Consider the following 16,460-nt stretch of genomic DNA (forward strand, 5'->3'; position numbering starts at 1 on the left):
AATGATTTTGGTGATTGATAATTATGATTCATTTACGTACAATCTTGTTCAATATCTGGGTGAACTTGGCGAAGAAGTAACCGTAAAACGGAATGATGAGATTGATGTGAAAGGCATAGAAGAGCTGGCACCAGATCACATTTTGATCTCGCCGGGTCCATGCACGCCGAATGAAGCGGGAATATCGCTGGATGTAATCAGCCATTTTAAAGGCCAGATTCCGATTTTTGGCGTGTGTCTCGGTCACCAGGCCATCGGACAGGCTTTTGGCGGTAAGGTTATCCGGGCTGATCGGCTCATGCATGGCAAAACATCACCGATTCTCCATCACAATACCTCGGTATTTGAAGGCTTGCCCTCTCCGTTTACAGCTACCCGATATCATTCATTGCTGGTAGAGCGCGAGAGCCTGCCTGAATGTCTAGAGATTACTGCTGAAACCGCAGAGGGTGAAATTATGGGTTTGCGGCATAAAGAATTTGCCGTAGAAGGAGTCCAGTTCCATCCCGAATCCATTATTACGGACTACGGGCATCAACTGTTGCGCAATTTCCTAAAACGCAAGGTAGGCGTCTGATTTATGAGATATATCGGAGTCAATGGCGTCCTCACGGAAGCCGCAAAAGCCGTGATTCACGTAAGTGATCACGGCTTTTTATACGGAATGGGCTTGTTTGAGACATTCCGCACCTATAACGGGGTTCCCTTCCTGCTGGATCGGCATCTACGTCGACTGGAGGAAGGCTGCCGAATGCTCGGCATTCCTTTTCAAGCGGATAAGGAGCAGCTTACGAAACACATCCAGCATCTGATGGTGGCAAATGGGCTGGATGAAGCCTATATCCGCTACACCGTATCGGCGGGTGAAGAGGCACTGGGCTTGCCATCTGGTGACTACACGCGGCCCAACCATATTTTGTTCGCCAAGCCGCTGCCCTCTACAAATACACAAACCGGGCAATCCTCTGCGCTTCAGTTGCTACGAACCTCCAGAAACACTCCGGAGGGTGAGGTTCGATTAAAATCGCTCCATTATATGAATAATATTCTTGCGAAGCGGGAACTTCAGCAGTATGCCGAGGCTGTCCATTATAAGGCTGAAGGAATAATGCTTACGGCCAACGGTTTTCTGGCAGAGGGAATAGTTAGCAATCTGTTTTTTGTGCGGAATAATACGCTGTATACCCCTGACTTGTCTACAGGAATTCTGCCAGGCATTACACGTGAGTTCATTTTGGAGTTGGCGGACCTGCGGGGCATTCCATGTGAGCAAGGATTATACCACTGGGATGAGCTGAAACAGGCTGATGAAATTTTTATGACCAACTCTATACAAGAAATACGACCCGTGGATTTATTGTTGGAGCCGGGAGGCGTAGCAAGTCATTTATCGGTGCCCTTGGCGCAGACCGAGTCCATAACAGCTTTGCTGTTGCATGATTATAGGCAGAAAGCAGGGATGAAGTGAATATACCAACTCTTTATGAACGCAGCTATCAAATGGGGGATGCCGAGCTTACACTCGGACATTCCACCCAGATTATGGGCATACTTAATGTGACCCCGGATTCATTTTCGGATGGAGGATTACATTATAATCCAGAGATTGCTGTTTTACATGCATTGAAGCTAGTGGAGGATGGAGCGAATATCATTGATATTGGTGGGGAATCTACCCGTCCGGGTCATGAACCAGTAGGTGTGGAAGAGGAGCTGGCTCGGGTCATTCCGGTCGTCCAGGCAATCCATCGTATTGCACCGCACATCCCATTATCTGTAGATACTTACAAAGCCGAAGTAGCCAGACAGGCGCTTGAAGCAGGCGCACACATCATTAATGATGTGTGGGGGTTTAAGGCAGATCCCGATATGGCACGTGTAGCCTCGAAATTCGATTGTCCGGTCATTCTGATGCATAATCGTCACGACCGTAACTATACCGATTTGGTTTCTGATATGCTGTCCGATTTACAAGAAAGTATCCAATTAGCACTGAAAGCAGGGGTCCGTAAGGAGCAGATCATTTTAGACCCAGGCATCGGTTTTGCCAAAGACTATGATGAAAATATTCATGCCATGACTTCTCTTGATACATTAAGTCAGCTGGGATTTCCGCTGTTGTTGGCTACGTCGCGCAAAAAATTTATCCGTACAGCACTGGATTTGCCAGTGGATGATGTAGTGGAGGGAACTGCGGCTACCGTGGCCTTTGGGATTGCCCAAGGGTGTCAGATTGTGCGTGTACACGATGTGGCACAAATCAAGCGCACTGTACGTATGTGTGATGCGATGGTGTACGGGTCTAAAAATCCACTGAGTTATGGTGGGTAAAGCCCGCTTCACGAATCCTTTATGTGGAACTTATATAGATAAAATCAAAAAAACAGGGGGACTTACCTAAGATGGATAAAATGAAATTGCATCGCATGGAGTATTACGGATATCACGGCGTTTTTTCCGAGGAACGTAAGCTGGGACAGCGTTACTATATTGACTTGGAACTGGAGCTTGATCTGCGTGAAGCAGGGGAGCAGGACGCTTTGGACAAAACGGTTAATTATGCTGAGGTGCATTATACCGTGAAAGATATCGTAGAAAAGGAATCTTACCAATTGATTGAAGCTTTAGGCGAACGTATTGCATCTTCCCTACTGGACACTTATACTAGTGTCAATGCACTGACTGTCAAAGTGACGAAGCCGCATCCGCCGTTTGATATTCATTTTCAGGGTGTGACGGTTGAGCTTTATCGCGCAAGAAAGTAGGAACGATACATGAATGCACATTCGACCTCTGAGGCATCAGAGGCTTATATTGCTTTAGGGGCTAATTTGGGGGAGCGTGAGCATACCCTGTATGAAGCCATTACCGAACTGGACGAACATCCGGCGATACGAGTGTTGCGCTGCTCCAGTCTGTATGAAACAGAGCCTGTTGGATATCTGGATCAGCCTTCTTTTTTGAATATGACGGTAGCCGTATCGACAACACTTGCTCCAGAGGAGCTTTTGTTTTATATGCTGGACGTGGAGAGTCGTCTGGGAAGGGTAAGACATATTCCTAACGGTCCACGAACCATTGATCTGGACTTGTTGTGGATGGAAGCGGAACAACTGGCTACGACGGATTTGGAGCTTCCTCACCCTCGTATGTTGGAGCGTGCTTTTGTGCTGGTTCCCTTGGCTGACATTGTTCCGAACCAAGATTCGTCCGGTCTGTACAGTATCGTGCATACTGCATTGAATTCTGTGGATGGAAAGGACGGCATACAGCTTTGGAAAACTTGCAGCTGGCGCAACGACTCCGCGCCTTTCGGAAGCTAAAAGGATTTACCCAGCAGGAGTTGGCAGACCGAACGGGCATATCTTTGACTGTATTAGGTGCTGTGGAGCGAGGTAATCGTACAGTAGACTCAGACATGCTGAACATCATTGCCCAAACGCTAGAGATTGAAGTCCGGGAATTGACGGAATGAAGATAAGTATACGATATATAAAGAAGGAGTAAAGGAGGGAACGGATATGCTGAAAATCGGCGACATTGAAATGAAAAACCAAGTCGTCCTGGCACCAATGGCAGGCGTGTGCAACCCTGCTTTTCGCTTGATCGCCAAGGAATTCGGTACAGGCTTGGTATGTGCAGAAATGGTTAGTGATAAGGCCATCATTCACGGCAACAAGCGTACACGCGAGATGCTGTTTGTAGATGAGCGCGAGAAGCCGCTTAGCTTGCAAATTTTCGGGGGCGACCGCAAATCTTTGGTGGAAGCAGCGAAAGTCGTAGACCAGGAGACGAATGCAGATATTATTGACATCAATATGGGCTGCCCGGTTCCCAAAGTGACCAAATGTGATGCAGGTGCTCGTTGGCTGCTCGATCCAAACAAGATTTATGAGATGGTATCCGCAGTAGTGGAATCGGTGAGCAAGCCGGTTACCGTGAAAATGCGTATCGGTTGGGATAGCGAGCATATTTACGCAGTAGAGAACGCTCGTGCTGTTGAACGTGCCGGAGGTCAGGCCGTCAGCGTACATGGCCGTACACGTGAGCAATTGTATACGGGGCATGCGAATTGGGATATTATAAAAGAAGTTAAAGAAGCAGTATCCATTCCTGTCATTGGAAATGGTGATGTGTTAACTCCGGAAGATGCCCGCCGAATGTTGGATTTGACCAATTGTGATGGCGTTATGATTGGACGCGGCGCTCTGGGGAATCCATGGATGCTGTACCGTACGATTGAGTATTTGCAGACGGGTAAGCTGTTGCCCGATCCATCACCGGAAGAAAAAATCCGTATTGCCATTCTGCATATGGACCGTCTGGTGGCGCTGAAAGGCGAAGCAGTAGCTGTTCGTGAAATGCGCAAGCATCTGGCTTGGTACCTCAAGGGGATTAAAGGTTCTGCACGTATTAAGGATGTAATTATGGAAGAAACAAAGCGCGACGATATGGTACGTATTTTGAATCAATTTGTATCTCAATTGCACATGGTGGAAAACGAAGGGTCTTCTACAAGTGCTGCTTCTCCTGTTACTGTTGCGCAATAAGGAAGCAGTTCGGGCTTGTGCATGCGATTGACTTTTCCAATTGCTTGCCCTATAATCGTTCAGTATAAAATCTTGATGTATACTACAAATTGTATGCAGCTCTCAAGACAACAGCAGGAAATGTTCTCATTCCCTCAGAGTGGCATATTATGTTTTGAAAGCGTGCATTCCGATGCACTTTTAAACTTTTCCCATGACAGGAGAATCGGTTGAGATGAGCGATAAAGAAGTCATTCTGACACAGGAAGGCCTTAGAAAGCTCGAAGATGAGCTTGAGAACTTAAAGTCTGTCAAACGCCGCGAAGTGGCTGAACGGATTAAGGTAGCCATCGGATACGGAGATATTAGTGAAAACTCCGAATACGAGGATGCGAAGAATGAGCAGGCCTTTATTGAAGGCCGTGTAATTACTTTAGAGAAGATGCTACGTAATGCCCGTATTATCAATAGCGATGAAATTGAAACCGATGTTGTGGGAGTAGGGGCAACTGTAACCGTTGAAGACTTGGAATTCGGGGATATTACAGAGTATGCTATCGTAGGTTCTGCCGAATCCGACCCGCTCCAAAACAAGATCTCCAATGAAAGCCCGGTTGGCAAGGCTATTCTCGGTAAGAAAAAAGGAACTGTTGTAGATGTAACCGTTCCAGCAGGTGTTATTCAATATAAAATCGTGGATATCAAGAAATAAAAACACGGACTTTGGAATTTAATGTAAAAGCTTCCTTGTGGAAGCTTTTTTTCTCTACACCCGAGACGGACCCCGGCCCGTCTATTCATATTGAAGGAGCTGATTTAGCACCATGTCGGATGAAACTACTAACCAGGAATTACAGGAAAATCGCGAGGAATTAAGTGAATTATTGCAAATTCGTCGTGCCAAATTGGACGAGCTTCGCTCATTGGGCATTGATCCTTTTGGACGCAAATACATACGCACGGATGAAGCGGGCGTACTACTGAGCAAGTATGACAGCTTGACCAAGGAAGAATTGGAAGAAAAAAATATTGAAGTTAGCATAGCAGGCCGCATTATGGCTAAACGAGTGATGGGGAAAGCCAGCTTTGCTCATATACAGGATCTTAGCGGACGTATTCAAATTTATGTTCGTCAAGACACTGTACCTGAAGCAAATTATAAAGCATTTGGTATTTTGGATCTCGGCGATATTGTTGGTGTTAAGGGCGTGCTCTTTAAAACCAAGACAGGCGAAACGACGATCAAAGTATTGGATATTGAAGTCTTGTCCAAATCCTTGTATCCATTGCCGGAGAAATATCATGGTTTGAAGGATGTTGAATTGCGTTATCGTCAGCGTTACGTAGATCTGATTATGAACCCAGAAGTACAAAAAACGTTCATTATGCGGTCCCGTATTATTCAATCCATGCGTCGTTATCTGGATTCGCTCGGTTATTTGGAAGTTGAAACTCCAACGTTGCATGCCATTGCTGGCGGGGCGGCGGCGAAGCCATTTATTACGCACCATAATGCATTGGACACGCAGCTTTATATGCGTATTGCTATTGAACTTCATTTGAAGCGACTAATTGTTGGCGGAATGGAGAAAGTATATGAGATCGGACGTGTATACCGTAACGAAGGTGTATCGACTCGTCATAACCCTGAGTTTACGTTGATTGAGCTGTATGAGGCATATGCTGATTATAAAGATATCATGCAATTGACGGAAAACATGATTGCACATATTGCGCAGGAAGTACTGGGCACACAGCACATTCAGTATCAAGGTCAGGAAGTCGATCTGACGCCGCAATGGCGCAGAGTTTCCATGGTCGATGCTGTTAAAGAAGTAACAGGTGTGGACTTTAGTGTACAAATGAGTAATGAAGAAGCTCATCGCCTTGCGAAAGAGCATAAGGTTCCGGTTGAACCGCACATGACATTTGGACATATCCTGAATGCATTCTTTGAGCATTTTGTAGAGGAAACGCTTATTCAGCCGACCTTTATTACTGGACATCCGGTTGAAATCTCGCCATTGGCGAAGAAAAATGAACAGGACCCGCGTTTTACGGATCGCTTCGAGCTGTTCATGGTCGCTCGTGAGCATGCGAATGCGTTCACTGAGCTGAATGATCCAATTGACCAGCGCCAACGTTTTGAATCGCAATTGCTGGAACGTGAGCATGGCAATGATGAAGCTCATCAAATGGATGATGACTTTATCCGCGCCTTGGAATATGGTATGCCGCCAACAGGCGGGCTGGGCATCGGCATCGATCGTTTGGTTATGTTGCTGACAGATGCGCCTTCCATTCGCGATGTGCTGCTTTTCCCGCATATGCGTAACCGTACAGTAGAATAACATCACATTATGAATATAGAGGATCAGCCGGGGTTCCCGTGTCTTGTTCCTCTTTTTCATAAGAACGGATGGAGAGGAATAGTTCTGATGAAACGCAGCGTCAAGCTTAGTCGGTTCGCATCGCCTCCTTTTATATTGGTCATCGGATATGTATTGATTATTGCATTGGGTACTTTGCTGCTGATGCTTCCTATTGCCAATCATGGTGGACATGCTCCGCATTGGATTGATTCGCTTTTTACGTCCGTCTCTGCTGCTTGTGTCACAGGATTGGTCGTCGTTGACGTCGATTCGACCTATACGGTATTTGGAGAAACCGTCATTTTGGTGCTGATGCAGCTAGGTGGGCTAGGGTTTATGACCTTAGCGACCTTGTTTGCGCTGTTGATGGGACGACGGCTATCGTTGAAGGATCGGCTGCTGCTTAAGGAAGCGATTAACGCCGATAGCATGGAAGGGATCGTGCGCATTATTCGCAAGGTGCTGATCTTTTCTTTTACCATTGAAGCAATTGCGGCTGTCGTCTTAGCTTTGCGGTGGATGCGAGAGATGCCGGTCGGACAGGCGATATATTATGGGATTTTTCATTCCGTATCCCTCTTTAATAACGGGGGATTCGATCTGTTTGGGACCAGCTTTCAACAATACGCTGGAGATTTTGTTTTCAATATGATTGCATCTGTGCTTGTGATTTCGGGAGGATTGGGTTTCCTTGTACTAAGCGACTTGTTCGATTTTCGTCGTACCCGGAGACTGACTTTACACTCTAAAATGGTGCTAAGCGTGTCGGGAGCACTCATTGTCATTGGTGCGCTGGTTATATTTATTTTTGAGTTTACCAATGCACGAACCTTGGGCGGACTGAACTGGGAAGGCAAAGTATATGCCGCTGTCTTCCAATCCGTCTCCACGAGATCATCGGGAACAAGCACGGTCGACATCAGCGGGTTAAGGCAGGCGAGTCAATTTTTTATTATGCTGCTGATGATTATCGGTGCTTCTCCAGGCTCTACTGGAGGAGGAATTAAAACAACTACGTTTCTGCTTATGGTAGGTGCGTTAATCGCCGTCATGCGAGGACAGAAGGAGATTGTGTTTTTCCGTCATAGGGTTCCTCAGGATATCATGATGCGGGCGTTGACCATTATTGTAATGGCGCTATTTATATTCTCGATTGTGGTTATACTGCTCTTAATGACCGAGGATGCCCCATTTCTCTCTCTTGCATTTGAGGCGGCTTCTGCCATCGGAACGGTAGGGCTGTCTGTAGGAGTGACGCCAGGATTGTCTGACGCAGGCAAGCTGATTATTTGTGTGACGATGTTTATTGGTCGAATCGGTCCTCTTACGATCGCTTATGCCATTCGCCCACGTTCGACCAAGACGTTGTACCGTCGTCCTGAAGGACATATTGTAATTGGATAGCTTATCTATATAAAAGATGCACCCGTGCTGATGACAGGGGAGCATCTTTTTTTATTGCACATAACATAATCCTTTATTTGCAGCATATTATGAAAAATGCCCAATTTGAGAATAAGAGGAAATGGACTAAATAGCCGCAATTTTATTGTAAAAAAACGGCTATTTGTTTCCTTTTATGTAATTATAGACAAAATACTAGGAATATTATGTATAATATTGTATGATAGTGGGCATGAAGGGGGGGACTTAGGGGAATACCAATTTCAAATTTGAAAGGAATCGTCCATTATGTATTTATTTATTATTAGTGCTGAGGTTTTATTTTGGGTTTTTGTTGTTGCAGGGTTAGTCGCAAGGTATATGTTTGGGTTGAAGAAATTAGGGGGCCTTCTTTTACTCTTTACCCCAATTATTGATATCCTGTTGCTGATTGCGGTGTTCATCACGGTGAGAAGTGGCATGGAGATTACGACTGCTACTGGCCTGGCAGCCTGTTATTTTGGTATTACAGTGGCATTTGGTCATAGGTTAATTAAGTGGGCCGATGTACGATTCTCTCATTGGTTTGGTAAAGGACCCAAGCCTGAACGCAAGTATGGTGCTGCTCATGCAAAAGAGGAGCGTATAGGTTGGTTGCTTCACCTGTTGGGCTGGGCTATAGGCAACGCTTTGTTGCTCGCCATCATTGTATATGTAGGTGATCCGCAGCGTACGGCGGCACTGGAGGGCATCATGCAAACATGGGCGATCGTTCTGGCAATCGACTTTGTTGTCTCCTTCAGCTATACCTTAGCTCCTAAAAAACATAAACATAAGGCTTAGCCAAGAGGAATAGAGCCGCAAGCTTGAAACGAATCAGGCTGGTCACTCAGGATGTTCAAATCGGGAGAGTCATTGACGGTGAAATGAAGTGGTTACTTTCAATAATGGGATGAGTCTATCGTTGGAATGGAAATATTTATAAGAATATGATATTTTTATATTAAAATCGCTTTGACAGTCATCTTATCGTTGCCTCACCACTTTTTTCACACGCATGGACTCCTTTCGATTTGAACACAGACCAACAGAAACCACATTCACAATTTTTAAAATATTCTTGTCATCTGCCTAAAACGGCGCCTATATAAGTTTGGCAACTGACGAGATAATATTCCAGGAAAGATTATATATGTCTATATATGTAGACAAACGCAATTAAGTTGTTATTATGTTTAAAAATGTAAAAAGGAAAGGTGGTTTCTGTGGCAGTACTACTGAGTGGAAAGAACATTTTGATTATGGGTGTGGCTAATAACAGGAGTATTGCCTGGGGGACAGCCCAATCTTTAGCTGCGGAAGGAGCAAATCTCATTTTTACTTACGAAAATGAGAGGGTTGCAGAACGGGTGCTAAAGCTCGCTGAAACCATTCCGGGTTCCATTGTTTGTCCTTGCAATGTACAGAGCGATGAAGAATTGGATGCACTGGCGGATTTTCTCAAGGAGAAGGTAGGCGTCTTGCACGGATATTTCCACAGTGTTGCGTTTGCTAAGGCTGAGGATTTGGAAGGCTCGTTCGTCGATACTTCTCGCGAGGGATTCGCGGTTGCTCAAGAAATCAGTGCCTATTCTCTGGCTGCTGTATCCCGCCGCGTATACCCGCTGATGACGGAGGGTGGAAGTATCGTCACCATGACGTATATCGGCGCAGAACGAGCCATTAAGAATTACAACATTATGGGTGTAGCAAAGGCCTCACTAGAAGCCAGCATGCGCTATCTGTCGAATGATCTGGGTACTTACGGCATTCGTGTAAATGCGATTTCGGCTGGTCCTATACGTACTTTGGCCGCCTATGGCATTAAAGATTTTAACACAATGCTAAAGCATATTGAAGAAACTACGCCCCTACGCAAGACGGTCGATACGTCTGAAGTCGGAGATACGGCGTTATTCCTATTTTCCCATTTATCGAGAGGCATTACGGGTGAAGTTATCCATGTAGATGCTGGATATCATATTACGGGGATGTAAGGAGGGAACGTTGTGCTTATTACGCATACGGATTGCCGTATTATCTCACCTGAAGGAATTATGAGCAGGGAACGTCTGGAGCGGGATGTGACGATCTTCTCACGGATGTTGGCTCTCAGAGGAATTCCTGAAGACGGTAGAGTGATTCTGAAAGCGGCCAATTCCTATTGGTTTGTTGTTTCTCTGTTTTCCCTGTGTCATCTCGCAGTTTCGGTAACTGTGGTGGACGAGCAGACTGTAATTGATGAGGTGGCCCAAATCTATGATGAAGCGGGTGCCTGTTGCATTCTGACGGATTCCGATTTAGAAGTTCCTCATGCTCTCGTTATTCTGATTCAAGATCTCATTCAAGAAGAAGCAGTACACCCGCATTGGGTGGGAGAGCCAAAGCCCGAAGCCCTCGACTTTAACAAGTGGTGCGAGAGACCGGATGCGCTCATTCTGTATTCTTCAGGTACGACGGGAAAACCCAAGGGAATCGTGAAAGCTGGTTCAGCTTTTATGGAGAATATCAGACATTCCATACACGCTATGAACTACATACCGTCTGACCATATGCTCCCCGTAGTGCCTTTCTCTCATTTTTATGGAATTTCACTTATCTTCTCCTGGTGGTTAACCTCATGTTCTCTCATCATCTGCAATCCAAAAAACCTCTGGAGCGTCATTGCAAGTATTACGAAAGACCGGGCGACGGTCGTAGACGCTAACCCCTCTGCTTTTTACACCTTGTTGCGTATGCTAAGCCGAAAACCCGAACAACTGGAATTGATCAAGCAATCCCCAGTCCGCATGTGGTGCGTAGGCGGTTCTCCACTTACTCAAGACCTCGAAGAGAAATTTAACAACATATTTGGACAGCCCCTGCTGAATGGTTATGGCCTTTCTGAACTGGGCAACGTCACGCTGGGGACGCTGGAGTGTCCGAAGGGGTGTGGCAAACCATTACCTGGTGTGGATTTGAAAATACTTGATTCTACTGGCAACCATCAGGTGGACGGTATCGTAGGCGAAGTGTGGATACGAAGTGCCGGATGCATGGAAGGTTATCTGAATCGTCCCGACCTGACACAATCTGTTCTCCAGGATGGCTGGTTTAAGACGGGAGATCTAGGCTATCTGGATGACGGAATGCTGTATGTTATTGGTCGCAGTGGTAAGACAGTCAACCGGATGGGCTACATGGTCTCCCCAGTCTATATCGAGGACCGGATTGGTTCACTAGGTTACCGATCCTGTGTGATTACTTTGGAGGATGAGGCAAAAGGGACTTTGCTTGTTGCATTCATCGAAAGTGAATCCTCACAGGTCTTACCTGTGCTCCGCAAAGAGATGAATCGGGTACTCCCTTCTTATATGTTTCCCGATCTTTTGCTTCCGCTCGACCATTTTCCTTTAAATCGCAATGGAAAAGTAGATCGTCTGGAGATGGAGCGCACTGCTCTAGAGAAAGCTGCTTCTCGCAAAGCATAACAAGATATTTACCAAAATCGCATATAGGAAAGGGAGAATGTGCCATGAGTATAAATCCAGAACTGGCAGAAAACACGCTGTTTTTGAAAAGGCATGAATCTATTCTGAAATGCCTCAATTATTTGATTGAAAATCGGCAAGAAGTGATGGATATTCTCACACAATTTTCATCCTATCGGGCCGCCAATGCAGAAATTGACTCCACGATCCTCACACTTCAAGGTGCATTGCAAGAAGTGCAGACCCATCAGCCAAGCTGGCAACGATCTATGGCTGTATTCATGCCCTCCAACGTCATTTTGTACTCCTATGCATTATACCTCTTGATTCCATCCCTGTACGTTGAAAATATAGACTTTCGTCCTTCTTCTCACGTAAACGAGTATGTCGATATGTTGCATGAAAAGCTGCAAGCAGTACACCAATTACCTATCTATATTCGCAAAGTTAGCCAGAAGGTGTTCATGGAGAATTCCGTGATGCCAGCTGATATTGTGGTGTTCACCGGGAGCTATACCAATGCGGAGAAGATCAAAAAACAGATTCGCAAGGATCAGCTCTACATTTTTTATGGACAAGGGATCAATCCTTTCATCATTGGACCAGATGCCGATCTGGAGCTGGCGGTTACCGATGTGATTCGCATGAGATTGTTCAACTCTGGACAGGACTGCCTGGGGCCCGACATCATCCTGGTACATCAAGAGGTGAGCGAGCCATTTAAAAACTTGCTGATTCAACGGATTGACGAACTCGTATTTGGGGCCAACAATGATCCGAACGCGAACTACTCCCCTATATTCTATAAAGACACGCTATATTCGGTTTCTGAATATTTTAATACGAACGATAAGTTTATTATTTACGGCGGCGGCATTGATTTCCGTACGAAAAAAATGGAGCCAACGGTTGTATATAGCGAATTGGATCAGAACTTGGAGATTATTGAGTATTTTTCGCCAGTGTTCAATGTAGTTAGCTACCAAGACGACGAGCAATTGATCAAGCGCATTTCCTCCAGTTATTTCAGCGAACGGGCAATGGGTTGCAGCTTATACGGGTCAGAGCATCTGGCAGACGTTCTACGAAAGAAGCACACATTGACCATTAATCAAACCCTTGAGGATGTGGATCAAGGCAATAAGCCTTTTGGTGGCTATGGCACGATGTCGAACTATATTTTTTACGATTATAAGCTCGTTTCGAAGCCGATCTTGATCTCGGAAATTGTCGCAGAATATTTGTCAGAAAAGAGGAGTTTGGTATGACCGCGAGCATATCCCCCTGGGATGCCATCATTGGCTACTTACAATCGGCTGGGGCCCAGCACCTCTTTGGATTACCAAGTGACGATCTCAATATTGTAGCGTCACTCCCCTCATCCGGTATGGATTTTATTTTGTGCAAAGATCAGCGTAATGCTGTGTTTATGGCTGCAGGCTATGCGCTCACAACTAACCAGATGTCCGTATGTGTTGTGGGGAAAGGTCCTGCGCTCAGCAATACACTTACGGGGCTACTGGAAGCCAAGAACCTGGGTGCCCCGCTCCTGCTCTTGGCGCTCGGCACCGGAGGAGACAAGCTGGGTACCCGATCCTTTCAGGAAGCCGATCAAATCTCACTCGTGAAGCCGCTCGTCAAATGGGCTTATCGTGTTGAGCATGTGGATCGGCTTGTATGGGCGATGGAGCGGGCTGCCTTTTTGGCTATCAATGGAGCACCAGGTCCTGTCTATATAGAATTACCCGAGAACCTGATGGACCAGTCTGTGCCAACAGGGATTCAGTTTGCCCCGCCAGAAAAGCTCTCGTGCTCTCCGTCTGTTCGGGAACTGGATGCGGCATGGAACATCATTGAGAATGCCCGTAGACCACTCGTTCTAGTCGGAGGCGGAATGAAGTCAGGGACAAGCGATGTGATTGAGCGGTTCGCTAACCAACATGGAGCGGCTGTGTTCGCAACTGCCTCGGGACGAGGTGTAGTGAATGAAGACCATGAACTTTTCTGTGGTGTTGCCGGTCTTTATACCGATCTTAGTCTGAGACAAATCTGGCAGGAATCCGATGTAGTCATTACGCTTGGCAGTCGATTGGAAGAAACGGCTACGTTCGAGTGGGATATTTTGCTACAGGATACGCCTTTAATTCAAGTCAATGTAGAGCTGGAGGATTTTGCGCACGAATTCAGAGGCATCAAGGTGCTTGGCGATGGATATGCGGCAGTGGAGCAATGGCTAGAACGGCGCGGACAGGAGCCCGATGGAGCGTGGCTTGAAACGATCAGAGGATGTAAACAGAAGGCTTTTTCAGAGAGGACTAATTATTTGGAAGGGTTGAAAAAGGCCCCCGGCATCCACGTTCCAGAACTGTTGGACATGATTCAGACGGAGTTTCCTGAAGACCTAGTGCTTCTACAAGAGAACGGATTGCAGGATATGTGGTCCTACTTTTATCCATATTTCCGTTTTACCACAGGCTCACTTTCCATTGTTCCTAGTGACCAAACGAGTCTTGGATTCGGTGCGGCCGCTGCTCTGGGGGCAAGTGTGGCGACAGAACGCCCGGTAGTAGCGCTTGTAGGTGACGGTGCATTCAATTTATTTTGTTCAGATTTTATGACGGCGGTACAGTATCAAATACCAGTAATTTATCTTGTACTTAATAATGGCGGCTACGGTTGGCTGCAAAACCAGATGAATTATAAGCATATCTCAGGACAAGCCTTCCCATTTGTTTCGGAGGCGGTCAAGACAGGAATCCAAATTCCCCAGTATGAATTTGTCGAAAGTCTGGTAATCCGCAGCAAGGGGGAGGCTCGGGAGCAGCTTCAGCTTGCTTGGCAAAAGTACAAGGAGAACAAGCTTGTGGTCGTCGAGGTGTTTGCTGATCTTGCAGATGTGCATGAGAAAATTAGTCATGTATATGGCGACTTTCCTCTCTACGAGCAACAGGCTTCCAAGAATTAATTTCAGCGAAGGACGTGGGTATGGTGAGAAGACGTGTTGTAGTGACAGGACAGGGAGTCGTAACGCCGATCGGGCTTCATCTTACAGATTTCTGGAATTCACTGCTGGAAGGAAAGAGTGGAATCGGACCTGTCACTGTTTTCGATACAGCAAATATACCAACAAAAATTGGTGCACAAGTTACGGGCTTTGACCCGTTGGAGTATATGAGCAAAAAGGAAGCCCAAAAGGTTGCACAGTTCACTCAATTCGCTTTGGCGGCTGCCCGTCAGGCAGTCGAGCAATCGAGGTTAGTCATAGACGAACGAAATGCAGGTCGTGTGGGTGTTATCGTCGGCTCTGGAGCAGGCGGCCTCGATGTCATAGAGGAGAACTACAGAAAATTAACGGAGCTTGGTCCTAAAAGGGTCTCTCCTTATTTTGTTTCCTCGATGATGATTAATTCCGCGCCTGGCGAAATTTCTATTGCCATTGGTGCTAAGGGACCTTCGTTTGCTGTGGTCACTGCTTGTGCCACAGGAAGCAATGCCATCGGTGAGGCATTACGTACGATCCAATACGGCACAGCTGATGTCGTAGTGGCTGGAGGAGCAGAGGCCAACTTTAGTCAGCTTGATTTGGCTTCTTTTGCGAATATTCATGCTCTTTCCAGACGTAATGAAGAGCCACAGAAAGCCAGTCGCCCGTTTGATACGGATCGCGACGGTTTTGTCATCGGTGGTGGGGCAGGGGTTCTAGTGCTGGAGGAGTTGGAGCATGCCTTGAACCGGGGGGCCACCATTTTGGCTGAAGTTGCGGGTTATGGATGCACAACGGATGCATATCATATCACGGCTCCAGATCCCTCGGGCTCCGGTCCGGCAGAAGCGATCAATATAGCGCTGCAAGATGGGGGCTTAACACCGCAGGAGATTGACTATGTCAATGCCCACGGTACGAGTACGCCATTTAATGATCGCATGGAGATTAATGCTATTCAAAAAGTATTCGGAGAGCATGCACCTCGGTTGGCAATATCGTCTATTAAATCCATGACAGGCCATTTAATGGGCGGTGCTGGGGCAGTCGAATTAATTGCAACGGTACAGAGCATGATCCACAGCAAAGTACCACCGACACTCAATTGTGACAATCCCGAAGCCCCTGAACTGAATTTTGTACCGCATGTATATCAGGAACGTGAAGTCCGTGCGGCGATTAGTAATTCTTTTGGTTTTGGAGGACACAACGTCTGTCTTGCCGTTCGTAAGTGGGAGGGGGTATAAGCCTGTGAGCGAAGAGCTAGTCCATATTCAGGATGTGCTTCCGCACAGGTACCCATTTCTTCTGCTCGATGGTGTGACCGGGTACGAAACGTCGCAATGGGCAAAGGGGTACAAGCTTGTTACCTCAAGCGAATGGTTTATTACAGAAGCTAATCCATACATGCCTCCTATGCTGATCGTGGAGTCGCTTGCACAATTAGCGGCATTCGCTGCGATTGACAAAAGAGGTATTTCATACCTAACCAACCTCAATGGCGTTCGCTTTCATAGCCTTGCGAAGCCTGGGGACCGAATAGATCTCTATTTTGAAGTGGTCAAGCGTCGGCGTGGTTATATTCTCGGAAGTGGCCGGGCTACCGTAGGCGAACGATTGGTGGCTGAGGCGCAAGAAATTGTTTCACTTGATCAATGACGGGGTGGAAGCGCGCGTTAAACTG

General features: G+C 46.5%; 17 protein-coding genes. All 17 read left to right on the forward strand.

What is annotated here, in order from left to right; translation table 11 throughout:
* Position 1 precedes the first annotated feature (1 nt).
* The 17 genes from pabA to MKX36_RS00410 all read left to right on the forward strand — a co-directional run bounded on the left by pabA (position 2) and on the right by MKX36_RS00410 (position 16,435).
* Positions 2-577 carry an aminodeoxychorismate/anthranilate synthase component II gene (gene pabA / locus MKX36_RS00330; protein WP_102997558.1) on the forward strand — a complete coding sequence of 192 codons (576 nt, stop codon included), beginning with the start codon at positions 2-4 and terminating at the stop codon, positions 575-577.
* A gap of 3 nt (positions 578-580) precedes the next feature.
* A complete protein-coding gene (gene pabC, locus MKX36_RS00335) occupies positions 581-1,468 on the forward strand; it encodes an aminodeoxychorismate lyase (RefSeq protein ID WP_113050366.1) in 888 nt (295 codons plus the stop codon).
* Complete coding sequence (folP, locus tag MKX36_RS00340) at positions 1,465-2,331, forward strand: dihydropteroate synthase (protein WP_025363656.1); 867 nt, start codon at positions 1,465-1,467, stop codon at positions 2,329-2,331. Before pabC ends, folP begins: the two co-directional genes overlap by 4 nt.
* A gap of 71 nt (positions 2,332-2,402) precedes the next feature.
* Positions 2,403-2,765, forward strand: a complete 363-nt coding sequence (folB, locus tag MKX36_RS00345; RefSeq protein ID WP_340864019.1) for a dihydroneopterin aldolase — start codon at positions 2,403-2,405, stop codon at positions 2,763-2,765.
* Between the two features lie 9 nt (positions 2,766-2,774).
* Positions 2,775-3,323 (forward strand): 2-amino-4-hydroxy-6-hydroxymethyldihydropteridine diphosphokinase, encoded by a 549-nt coding sequence (gene folK / locus MKX36_RS00350; RefSeq protein ID WP_031462559.1) that lies wholly within the window; start codon positions 2,775-2,777, stop codon positions 3,321-3,323.
* Positions 3,275-3,475 carry a helix-turn-helix domain-containing protein gene (locus MKX36_RS00355; RefSeq protein ID WP_051517938.1) on the forward strand — a complete coding sequence of 67 codons (201 nt, stop codon included), beginning with the start codon at positions 3,275-3,277 and terminating at the stop codon, positions 3,473-3,475. Before folK ends, MKX36_RS00355 begins: the two co-directional genes overlap by 49 nt.
* Before the next feature lie 46 nt (positions 3,476-3,521).
* Positions 3,522-4,550 carry a tRNA dihydrouridine synthase DusB gene (gene dusB / locus MKX36_RS00360; RefSeq protein WP_019685747.1) on the forward strand — a complete coding sequence of 343 codons (1,029 nt, stop codon included), beginning with the start codon at positions 3,522-3,524 and terminating at the stop codon, positions 4,548-4,550.
* Positions 4,551-4,764: 214 nt separating this feature from the next.
* Entirely contained in the window at positions 4,765-5,241 is a 477-nt protein-coding gene (gene greA, locus MKX36_RS00365; RefSeq protein ID WP_340864021.1) for a transcription elongation factor GreA, read from the forward strand.
* Between the two features lie 112 nt (positions 5,242-5,353).
* Positions 5,354-6,880: a lysine--tRNA ligase gene (lysS, locus tag MKX36_RS00370; RefSeq protein ID WP_016818894.1), complete on the forward strand. Its 1,527-nt coding sequence runs from the start codon at positions 5,354-5,356 to the stop codon at positions 6,878-6,880.
* Positions 6,881-6,967: 87 nt separating this feature from the next.
* Complete coding sequence (locus MKX36_RS00375; protein WP_017427044.1) at positions 6,968-8,305, forward strand: TrkH family potassium uptake protein; 1,338 nt, start codon at positions 6,968-6,970, stop codon at positions 8,303-8,305.
* 288 nt (positions 8,306-8,593) lie between these two features.
* The gene (locus tag MKX36_RS00380) at positions 8,594-9,127 is read left to right on the forward strand and encodes a hypothetical protein (protein WP_016818892.1); all 534 of its coding nucleotides are present in this window, start codon (positions 8,594-8,596) and stop codon (positions 9,125-9,127) included.
* A gap of 422 nt (positions 9,128-9,549) precedes the next feature.
* Positions 9,550-10,320: an enoyl-ACP reductase FabI gene (gene fabI / locus MKX36_RS00385; RefSeq protein WP_017427043.1), complete on the forward strand. Its 771-nt coding sequence runs from the start codon at positions 9,550-9,552 to the stop codon at positions 10,318-10,320.
* 12 nt (positions 10,321-10,332) lie between these two features.
* Entirely contained in the window at positions 10,333-11,793 is a 1,461-nt protein-coding gene (locus tag MKX36_RS00390) for a class I adenylate-forming enzyme family protein (RefSeq protein WP_340864022.1), read from the forward strand.
* Between the two features lie 44 nt (positions 11,794-11,837).
* Complete coding sequence (locus MKX36_RS00395; protein WP_016818889.1) at positions 11,838-13,061, forward strand: aldehyde dehydrogenase family protein; 1,224 nt, start codon at positions 11,838-11,840, stop codon at positions 13,059-13,061.
* A complete protein-coding gene (locus MKX36_RS00400; protein WP_340864023.1) occupies positions 13,058-14,758 on the forward strand; it encodes a thiamine pyrophosphate-binding protein in 1,701 nt (566 codons plus the stop codon). Before MKX36_RS00395 ends, MKX36_RS00400 begins: the two co-directional genes overlap by 4 nt.
* A gap of 20 nt (positions 14,759-14,778) precedes the next feature.
* Positions 14,779-16,023: a beta-ketoacyl-ACP synthase II gene (gene fabF / locus MKX36_RS00405; RefSeq protein WP_016818887.1), complete on the forward strand. Its 1,245-nt coding sequence runs from the start codon at positions 14,779-14,781 to the stop codon at positions 16,021-16,023.
* A gap of 4 nt (positions 16,024-16,027) precedes the next feature.
* Complete coding sequence (locus MKX36_RS00410) at positions 16,028-16,435, forward strand: 3-hydroxyacyl-ACP dehydratase FabZ family protein (protein WP_340864024.1); 408 nt, start codon at positions 16,028-16,030, stop codon at positions 16,433-16,435.
* The last annotated feature ends 25 nt before the right edge of the window (positions 16,436-16,460 follow it).

This window comes from Paenibacillus sp. FSL W8-0439, assembly GCF_038008995.1.
Lineage (GTDB): Bacteria > Bacillota > Bacilli > Paenibacillales > Paenibacillaceae > Paenibacillus > Paenibacillus polymyxa.

Bases quoted from the DNA above. Each gene is read 5' to 3' on its own strand.
- pabA (WP_102997558.1), top strand. From the start codon at position 2: ATGATTTTGGTGATTGATAATTATGATTCATTTACGTACAATCTTGTT.
- pabC (WP_113050366.1), top strand. From the start codon at position 581: ATGAGATATATCGGAGTCAATGGCGTCCTCACGGAAGCCGCAAAAGCC.
- folB (WP_340864019.1), top strand. From the start codon at position 2,403: ATGGATAAAATGAAATTGCATCGCATGGAGTATTACGGATATCACGGC.
- folK (WP_031462559.1), top strand. From the start codon at position 2,775: ATGAATGCACATTCGACCTCTGAGGCATCAGAGGCTTATATTGCTTTA.
- dusB (WP_019685747.1), top strand. From the start codon at position 3,522: ATGCTGAAAATCGGCGACATTGAAATGAAAAACCAAGTCGTCCTGGCA.
- greA (WP_340864021.1), top strand. From the start codon at position 4,765: ATGAGCGATAAAGAAGTCATTCTGACACAGGAAGGCCTTAGAAAGCTC.
- lysS (WP_016818894.1), top strand. From the start codon at position 5,354: ATGTCGGATGAAACTACTAACCAGGAATTACAGGAAAATCGCGAGGAA.
- MKX36_RS00375 (WP_017427044.1), top strand. From the start codon at position 6,968: ATGAAACGCAGCGTCAAGCTTAGTCGGTTCGCATCGCCTCCTTTTATA.
- MKX36_RS00380 (WP_016818892.1), top strand. From the start codon at position 8,594: ATGTATTTATTTATTATTAGTGCTGAGGTTTTATTTTGGGTTTTTGTT.
- MKX36_RS00395 (WP_016818889.1), top strand. From the start codon at position 11,838: ATGAGTATAAATCCAGAACTGGCAGAAAACACGCTGTTTTTGAAAAGG.
- MKX36_RS00400 (WP_340864023.1), top strand. From the start codon at position 13,058: ATGACCGCGAGCATATCCCCCTGGGATGCCATCATTGGCTACTTACAA.
- fabF (WP_016818887.1), top strand. From the start codon at position 14,779: ATGGTGAGAAGACGTGTTGTAGTGACAGGACAGGGAGTCGTAACGCCG.